Annotated in this window: 6 protein-coding genes, 2 tRNA genes and 1 rRNA gene; 2 read left to right on the top strand and 7 right to left on the bottom strand. The window is 63.9% G+C overall.

Going from position 1 to position 8,083, the window contains the following annotated elements; all coding sequences use genetic code 11:
• Nucleotides 1–14 precede the first annotated feature (14 nt).
• A 16S ribosomal RNA gene (locus TFC3_RS06965) occupies nucleotides 15–1,531 on the bottom strand.
• 613 nt (nucleotides 1,532–2,144) lie between these two features.
• Here TFC3_RS06965 and TFC3_RS06960 point away from each other — a divergent pair.
• A complete protein-coding gene (locus TFC3_RS06960; RefSeq protein ID WP_067497101.1) occupies nucleotides 2,145–2,369 on the top strand; it encodes a hypothetical protein in 225 nt (74 codons plus the stop codon).
• A 26-nt stretch (nucleotides 2,370–2,395) separates the two neighbouring features.
• Here the strand turns inward: TFC3_RS06960 and TFC3_RS06955 are convergent, their stop codons facing one another.
• The 6 genes from TFC3_RS06955 to TFC3_RS06930 all read right to left on the bottom strand — a co-directional run bounded on the left by TFC3_RS06955 (nucleotide 2,396) and on the right by TFC3_RS06930 (nucleotide 7,757).
• Nucleotides 2,396–3,193: a carbon-nitrogen hydrolase family protein gene (locus TFC3_RS06955; RefSeq protein WP_067497100.1), complete on the bottom strand. Its 798-nt coding sequence runs from the start codon at nucleotides 3,191–3,193 to the stop codon at nucleotides 2,396–2,398.
• A gap of 46 nt (nucleotides 3,194–3,239) precedes the next feature.
• On the bottom strand, nucleotides 3,240–4,532 hold the full coding sequence (clpX, locus tag TFC3_RS06950) for an ATP-dependent Clp protease ATP-binding subunit ClpX (RefSeq protein ID WP_015619570.1): 1,293 nt from the start codon (nucleotides 4,530–4,532) through the stop codon (nucleotides 3,240–3,242).
• Nucleotides 4,533–4,803: 271 nt separating this feature from the next.
• Nucleotides 4,804–5,466 (bottom strand): ATP-dependent Clp protease proteolytic subunit, encoded by a 663-nt coding sequence (locus tag TFC3_RS06945; RefSeq protein WP_015619569.1) that lies wholly within the window; start codon nucleotides 5,464–5,466, stop codon nucleotides 4,804–4,806.
• A gap of 11 nt (nucleotides 5,467–5,477) precedes the next feature.
• Complete coding sequence (locus TFC3_RS06940; protein ID WP_067497099.1) at nucleotides 5,478–6,107, bottom strand: ATP-dependent Clp protease proteolytic subunit; 630 nt, start codon at nucleotides 6,105–6,107, stop codon at nucleotides 5,478–5,480.
• A gap of 186 nt (nucleotides 6,108–6,293) precedes the next feature.
• Nucleotides 6,294–7,643 carry a trigger factor gene (gene tig / locus TFC3_RS06935; protein WP_067497096.1) on the bottom strand — a complete coding sequence of 450 codons (1,350 nt, stop codon included), beginning with the start codon at nucleotides 7,641–7,643 and terminating at the stop codon, nucleotides 6,294–6,296.
• Nucleotides 7,644–7,683: 40 nt separating this feature from the next.
• Nucleotides 7,684–7,757: transfer RNA gene (locus tag TFC3_RS06930), tRNA-Pro, on the bottom strand.
• Nucleotides 7,758–7,889: 132 nt separating this feature from the next.
• On the opposite strand from TFC3_RS06930, the gene TFC3_RS06925 reads away from it, so the two are divergent.
• Nucleotides 7,890–7,960 (top strand) — tRNA-Gly (locus tag TFC3_RS06925).
• Nucleotides 7,961–8,083 lie beyond the last annotated feature (123 nt).

Here is an 8,083-nt window from a genome sequence, read left to right as displayed (position 1 = left end):
TAGTTGCTCCTTAGAAAGGAGGTGATCCAGCCGCACCTTCCGGTACGGCTACCTTGTTACGACTTCGTCCCAATCGCCAGCCCCACCTTCGACGGCTCCCTCCCACAAGGGGTTAGGCCACCGGCTTCGGGTGTTGCCGACTTTCGTGACGTGACGGGCGGTGTGTACAAGGCCCGGGAACGTATTCACCGCAGCGTTGCTGATCTGCGATTACTAGCGACTCCGACTTCACGGGGTCGAGTTGCAGACCCCGATCCGAACTGAGACCGGCTTTTTGGGATTCGCTCCGCCTCACGGCATCGCAACCCTTTGTACCGGCCATTGTAGCATGCGTGAAGCCCTGGACATAAGGGGCATGATGACTTGACGTCATCCCCACCTTCCTCCGAGTTGACCCCGGCAGTCTTCGATGAGTCCCCGCCATAACGCGCTGGCAACATCGAACGAGGGTTGCGCTCGTTGCGGGACTTAACCCAACATCTCACGACACGAGCTGACGACAGCCATGCACCACCTGTCACCCGCCCCGAAGGACCCCACATCTCTGCGAGTTTTCGAGTGATGTCAAACCCAGGTAAGGTTCTTCGCGTTGCATCGAATTAATCCGCATGCTCCGCCGCTTGTGCGGGCCCCCGTCAATTCCTTTGAGTTTTAGCCTTGCGGCCGTACTCCCCAGGCGGGGCGCTTAATGCGTTAGCTGCGGCACAGAGAACCGGAGAGGTCCCCCACACCTAGCGCCCAACGTTTACAGCGTGGACTACCAGGGTATCTAATCCTGTTCGCTCCCCACGCTTTCGCTCCTCAGCGTCAGTATCGGCCCAGAGACCCGCCTTCGCCACCGGTGTTCCTCCTGATATCTGCGCATTTCACCGCTACACCAGGAATTCCAGTCTCCCCTACCGAACTCTAGCCTGCCCGTATCGGCTGCAGACCCGCGGTTGAGCCGCGGGATTTCACAGTCGACGTGACAAGCCGCCTACGAGCTCTTTACGCCCAATAAATCCGGACAACGCTCGCGCCCTACGTCTTACCGCGGCTGCTGGCACGTAGTTGGCCGGCGCTTCTTCTGCAGGTACCGTCACTCACGCTTCGTCCCTGCTGAAAGAGGTTTACAACCCGAAGGCCGTCATCCCTCACGCGGCGTCGCTGCATCAGGCTTGCGCCCATTGTGCAATATTCCCCACTGCTGCCTCCCGTAGGAGTCTGGGCCGTGTCTCAGTCCCAGTGTGGCCGGTCGCCCTCTCAGGCCGGCTACCCGTCGTCGCCTTGGTAGGCCATCACCCCACCAACAAGCTGATAGGCCGCGAGCCCATCCCAGACCGAAAAACTTTCCACCACCAACCATGCGGCCAGCAGTAATATCCGGTATTAGCCCCCGTTTCCGAGGGTTATCCCAAAGTCCAGGGCAGGTTGCTCACGTGTTACTCACCCGTTCGCCGCTCGAGTACCCCGAAGGGCCTTTCCGCTCGACTTGCATGTGTTAAGCACGCCGCCAGCGTTCGTCCTGAGCCAGGATCAAACTCTCCAACAAAAACTTTTGTTGTGAATCCATCCCGGCAACATAAAAGTTGCCAAAGGAATCCCAGCTTCCGAAGAAGCCAGAAATAAAACAATTGGCACTGGCTTATCAAGCACCCTGTTGAGTTCTCAAAGAACAACCACACACCGTACGAGAAGAACCGAAGTTCTACCCGCTCGGGGCAACCGCTCTAACTTACCCGGTCGACTTCGCCAGCGCAAGACCGGAGTCTTGGAAGATCCGAGGACCTTCATGGCATCGCCCGAAGTTTCCCGCGCTAATGCTAAGCCCTTTGGAGGCTCGTACTTTGCGGGAAGTCCAGCAGGCCAACCGGAGATCGTTGCGATCCATCCGCTCGGTTCCCTGCAGACCCGGACTACCTTACCCGGTCGTTTTCGTTAGCGCAACCCCGGTCTTAGCGACCCGGTTCCGCGGCAACTTCGCCCGGTGCCACCCCAGCTTGACGCTGAAGTAGCGGCGCCTTTGAAGAGTGGTCGTACCGGTCACTTTCGTGCCGTTCCGTCCGGGTTCCCCTCGGGCAGAAAGAAAGTTACGCGACGTCCCACCCGAAACGCAAATCGACACCCGTCCCGCTACCGCGCCGCCAGCATCGCGCCATGCCACAGTGGCAGGCATGGTTCGTGAACCGGCGCTCGCCGTCGACGCCCTGTTCGACTTGCTCATGCCGGCATCGCAGCTGGTCATCGGCATCCTGGTGCTGGTGACCGTCATCGTTTCCGTGCATCGGCTATTCCTGCGCGGCCCTTCCCGGATGGGCGGAGCCATGCTCATCGCCGCCGCAGCTGTGGTGTGCGTCGCTGTCGTGAGCTACCTGGTGCAGTCGCTTTAAGCCCCTGCGACCGGCAAACAAAGCACTCAAGCCAAGCGACGATGGGCCAGGCTCGGCACGGTCTGCCGGATCTCTTCAAGCCGCAGCAGGTCCAGCTCCGCCGTCACCACACCCACCGTGTCGGGTGCCTGAGCGAGCACTGTCCCCCACGGGTCGATGATCATGCTGCGCCCGAAGCAGGTGCGGCCGGGCTCGTGATCGCCGATCTGACCGGCCGCCACCACGTAACACTGGTTCTCGATGGCCCGGGCCCGCAGCAGCACTTCCCAGTGGTCGCGCCCGGTGTGCATCATGAACGCCGCAGGCACCACGAGCACCTTGGCTCCCCCAGCCGCCAGCCGCCGATACAGCTCAGGGAACCGAAGGTCGTAACAGATCGAAAGCCCGGTGGGGACGTCGGCAACATCGGCAATCACCGTCTCGGTGCCTGGGGCCACAGTCCGGGATTCCTGGTACGAGACCCGGTTGGGAATCTCCACGTCGTACAGGTGAATCTTGCGATAGGTAGCAGCCAGCTCGCCGGCCGGATCGAACAGCAGCGTGGTGTTGTAGGTGTGCTCGTCATCGGGGCCGGCCTCGTGAAAAGAGCCGCTGTGTACCCAAATGCCGAGTTCACGTGCCGCTGCCGCGAAGAAATGCGCGAATTCGCCATCGACGGGCTCCGGCTTGGGCGAACCCTTCCCCGTCCCGAGATAGTCGACATACTCCGGCAGGACCGCGAGGGTCGCTCCGGCCGCGGCCGCGCGACCTAGTAGGTCGCGGGCCACGCTCAGATTGTGGTCACGGTCGTCGCGGGCGTTCAGCTGGCAGACGGCTACACGCATGCCTTCAGGGTACGGACGCAGCCCCACCCGGCGGAACAGCCAGCCGTCAGGCGGACTTCTCCTCGCGGTCGCGACGTGGCCGGCGGCTGCCGAACTCGCGCGGCACGATGGTGGGGATGACGTTCTCCACGACCACCTCACGGTTGATCACGACTCGGGCGGCGTCGGGGTTGCTGGGCACCTCGAACATCACGTTCTGGAGGACTTCCTCCATGATCGCGCGCAACCCTCGGGCGCCGGTGCCCCGCAGCATCGCCTGGTCCGCGATCGCCTCGAGAGCGCCGGTGTCGAACTCCAACTCCACGCCGTCAAGCTCGAACAACCGCTGGTATTGCTTGACGTAGGCGTTGCGGGGCTCGGTCAGGATCTTGATGAGCGCCTCGCGGTCGAGGTTGCGCACCGTGGTGATGACCGGAAGCCGGCCGATGAACTCGGGGATGAGCCCGAATTTCAGCATGTCCTCCGGCATGACCTTGCTGAAGATGTCATCGGTGTTGCGCTCCGAGACCGAGCGCAGGTGGGCACCGAAGCCAACCCCGCCCTGGCCGATGCGCGACTCGATGATCCGGTCCAACCCGGCGAACGCGCCACCCACGATGAACAGCACGTTTGTGGTGTCGATCTGGATGAACTCCTGGTGCGGGTGCTTGCGTCCGCCCTGCGGCGGGACGTTTGCCACAGTGCCCTCAAGGATCTTGAGCAGGGCCTGCTGCACGCCCTCACCGGAAACGTCCCGGGTGATCGACGGGTTCTCGCTCTTGCGGGCGATCTTGTCGACCTCGTCGATGTAGATGATGCCCTGCTCGGCGCGCTTGACGTCGTAGTCGGCCGCCTGGATGAGCTTGAGCAGGATGTTCTCGACGTCCTCGCCGACATAGCCCGCCTCGGTCAGCGCCGTGGCGTCCGCGATGGCGAACGGAACGTTGAGCATCCTCGCCAGCGTCTGCGCCAGGTGGGTCTTACCGCACCCGGTGGGGCCGATCAGCATGATGTTGGACTTGGCCACCTCGACGTCGCTGCCCGCTCCGGGCGCGCCGCTCGACTCGGCCTGAATCCGCTTGTAGTGGTTGTAGACGGCGACCGAGAGCGCCTTCTTGGCCTGCTCCTGGCCCACCACGTAGTTGTCCAGGAACTGGCAGATCTCCATCGGCTTGGGAAGCTCTTCCCACTTCACCTCGCCGGTTTCGGCCAGCTCCTCTTCGATGATCTCGTTGCAGAGGTCGATGCACTCGTCGCAGATATAGACCCCGGGGCCCGCGATGAGCTTCTTGACCTGCTTCTGCGACTTCCCACAGAAGGAGCACTTCAGTAGGTCGCCACCGTCGCCGATCCGTGCCACCTACGTTCTCCCTGCGCTCATCGGCCGGCGATTACCGGCCTGCAGCCCGGGACAGTCGTCCGCGAGCCAGAACATCGTCTTGCACAGTTCATCGTCTGCCGACGTGCGTTACTGAGGTTGCCGACTCGACGTTACCCGCAAAGGGGCAGAACTCCGACCCCCCAAAACGGGCGTGTCAGGGGTCAGTCAGTCTAGCGTGCGCCGGCCGACCCCTGACATCGCGTGCTCATCACACGCGCAAACTACCGTTCCTACCTGCCAAGAACGAAGATCAGCTGCTGGCGCCGACGGCCTGCAGGCTCTTCTTGCGCGTCGCGAGGACGGTGTCCACGATGCCGTACTCCTTGGCTTCGTCCGCCGTCATGATCTTGTCGCGGTCGATGTCCTTGCTGACCTGCTCGGGCGTGCGGTCCGAGTGCTTGGCAATCAGCGTCTCGAGCTGCGTGCGCATGCGCAGGATCTCGCGCGCCTGGATCTCGATGTCCGACCCCTGGCCGTAGCCGCCCTCGGTGGCCGGCTGGTGGATGATGATCCGCGAGTGCGGGAGCGCCATCCGCTTGCCCGGGGTGCCACCAGCCAGCAGCACAGCGGCCGCACTGGCAGCCTGACCGAGGCAGACCGTGCTGATGTCGGGGCGCACGTACTGCATCGTGTCGTAGATCGCCGTCATGGCGGTGAACGAGCCACCGGGCGAGTTGATGTACATGAGGATGTCGCGGTCCGGGTCGGCGCTCTCTAGCGTGAGCAGCTGGGCCATCACGTCGTTCGCCGACGCGTCGTCCACCTGCACGCCAAGGAAGATGATCCGGTCCTCGAACATCTTGTTGTACGGGTTCGACTCCTTCACCCCGTACGACGTGCGCTCGACGAACGAGGGCAGCACGTAGCGGTTGTGCACCGGAGCGAACCCGGGAGGCATGGAAAGGTCTGTCATGGTTCAGCTCCTCAGTTCAGCGTTCCGGCGCCCTCGGGGACCTGAGTGGCCCCGGTGATCACCTTGTCGATGAAGCCGTAGTCCTTGGCCTCCTCGGCCGTGAACCAGCGGTCACGGTCGGAGTCGGCCTCGATCGTTGCCTGGTCCTGACCGGTGTGGTGAGCCACCCGCTCCTGGAACATGCGCTTGGTGTAAAGCATCTGCTCCGCCTGGATGGCGATGTCGGCGGCCGTGCCACCCATGCCCCCGGACGGCTGGTGCATCATGATCCGCGCGTGCGGCAGCGCGTAACGCTTGCCCGCGGTGCCCGCGCAGAGCAGCAACTGCCCCATCGACGCGGCCATTCCCATGGCCACGGTGGAGACGTCATTGTCAATGAACTGCATCGTGTCGTAGATCGCCATGCCGGAGTAGACGGAACCACCCGGCGAGTTGATCCAGAGGTTGATGTCGCGCTCCGGGTCTTCGGCGGAAAGCAGCAGCAGCTGCGCGCAGATGCGGTTGGCAACCTGATCGCTCACCTCACTGCCGAGGAAGATGATCCGCTCGCGCAGCAGGCGGTTGTAGACCGAGTCGTCCAGATTGCCACTGAGGGAGTCACCACGCAGCGTGGGACTCGCTGGAATGTGCAGATCGGTCATGGCAGCCCTTCACAGCTGACTGTGTCGGCCGAGGTTCCGGCCGGCAGGTTGTCCGTCGTACACCAACCTAACCGGTTCGATGCGCATCAGCTTCCCGCTCGGGCAGGTGTTCGCTGACAGCGCACCAGGGCGGCGGAATGGTCGAAGGGGCCGCCACAGCTCGCGGCGACCCCTTCGTCCGGTGGCTCAGTGATTGTGGCCGGCGTGCTCGTCCTCGCTCGCGGCCCGCAGGTCGTCGAGAGTGAGCACGTTGCCCTCGGTGTCCTTCATCTCGACCTGCTCCATGACATTGGCCAGGGCCTTGCCGCGGCGCACATCGCCGAACACGGCGGCGGCCGCACCCGACTGCACGAGCTGGTCGTAGTACTGCTGGGGCTGCATCTGGGCCCGCTGGGCGCGGTGCACGATCTCGTGACCGAACTCGTCGTCGGAGACCTGGATGTCCTCGGCGTCCGCGATCGTGTCGAGCAGCAGCTGGATCCTGACGCCCTCGGTGGCCGCCTCGGTCAGCTCGGTGTCAATCTGCTCCTCGGTCTTCTCCTCGGAGGAAAGGTAATCCTCCAGGGTCGCCCCGATGCGCTCCAACTGGTCGGTCATGGCCTGCTTGCGACCCTCGACCTCGTCCTTGACGATGCCCTCGGGCGCGGGGATCTCGGCGGCCTCGACGAGCTGCTTGAGCGCCTCGTCACGGGCCGCGTAGATCTGCTCGACCTTCTTGACCTTGCCCAGCCGCTCCTTGAGGTCATCGCGCAGCTGCTCGAGGGTGTCGAACTCGCTGGCCATCTGCGCGAAGTCGTCATCGATCTCGGGCAGCTGCTTGTCCTTGACCGAGCGCACGGTGACCGCAACCTCGGCGTCGCGGCCGGCGAAGTCGCCGCCCACGAGCTGGGTGGTGAACGTGGCGTCGGCGTCCGCGACCAGGCCGACCAGCACCTCGTCAAGACCCGGGAGCAGCTGCTTGCTGCCAACCTCGTGGGAGATGTTGGTGGCCGAGCCGCCCGGCACCTCCTCGCCGTCGACGGTCGCCCGCAGGTCCAGCGTCACGTAGTCACCCTCAGCAGCCGGGCGTTCCACGGTCTTGAGGGTGGCGAAACGCTCCCGCAGGCCGTTGATCTGCTCGTCGATCTCGTTGTCACCGATCTCGACAGCCGGCACCTCGACCTTGATGGTGCTCAGGTCGGGGATGGTGATCTCGGGGCGCACGTCGACCTCGGCCGTGAACTTCAACGGCTCGTTGTCGGCGAACTCGGTGATCTCAACCTCGGGACGACCCAGCGTCTTGACGTCGTGCTCGCGCACGGCCGCCAGGATCTGCTGCGGGATCGCCTCCTGCACAGCCTCGTTGAGCACCGTGCCACGGCCAACCCGCTGGTCGATGACCGCAGCCGGGATCTTGCCGCGCCGGAAGCCGGGGATCTGCACCTGAGAACCGATCTCGCGGTACGCCTTCTGCAGGCTGGGCTTCAGCTCGTCGAACGGCACCTCGATGGCGAGCCGCACCCGGGTCGGGCTCAGAGTCTCGACGGTGCTCTTCACAGGCGTACTCCTTGATGGATCTCTTCGTGTCTGCTGTAAGTCGGGGTGGCGGGATTTGAACCCACGGCCCCTCGCTCCCAAAGCGAGTGCGCTACCAAGCTGCGCCACACCCCGAAGGCCGCAGGCAAGTGTATGCGGTCCGCCCCGAGCCGTGTGCCGCGGCGTCGCCCAGATGCGCCACGCGGGGGATCCGGTTCGCTATCGGCACGATGATTCAGTACGCTAGGGCCGCACCCACGGGTGCTTGCGGGCGTAGCTCAATGGTAGAGCCTCAGTCTTCCAAACTGATTACGCGAGTTCGATTCTCGTCGCCCGCTCAAACTTGGGACGCCCATGTCAGCACACTGCGCTGACCTCTGGGCGTTTTTCGCATTTTGCTCCGGGGGCCGAGCCCCCGGACGCCCCCACGGTGCGGTTCGCGCGAGGGGGCGATTGGGGGG

The organism is Actinoplanes sp. TFC3 (genome assembly GCF_001553785.1).
In the GTDB taxonomy this organism is placed as follows: domain Bacteria; phylum Actinomycetota; class Actinomycetes; order Mycobacteriales; family Micromonosporaceae; genus Actinoplanes.
This window is presented reverse-complemented; position numbering and strand designations above follow the sequence as displayed.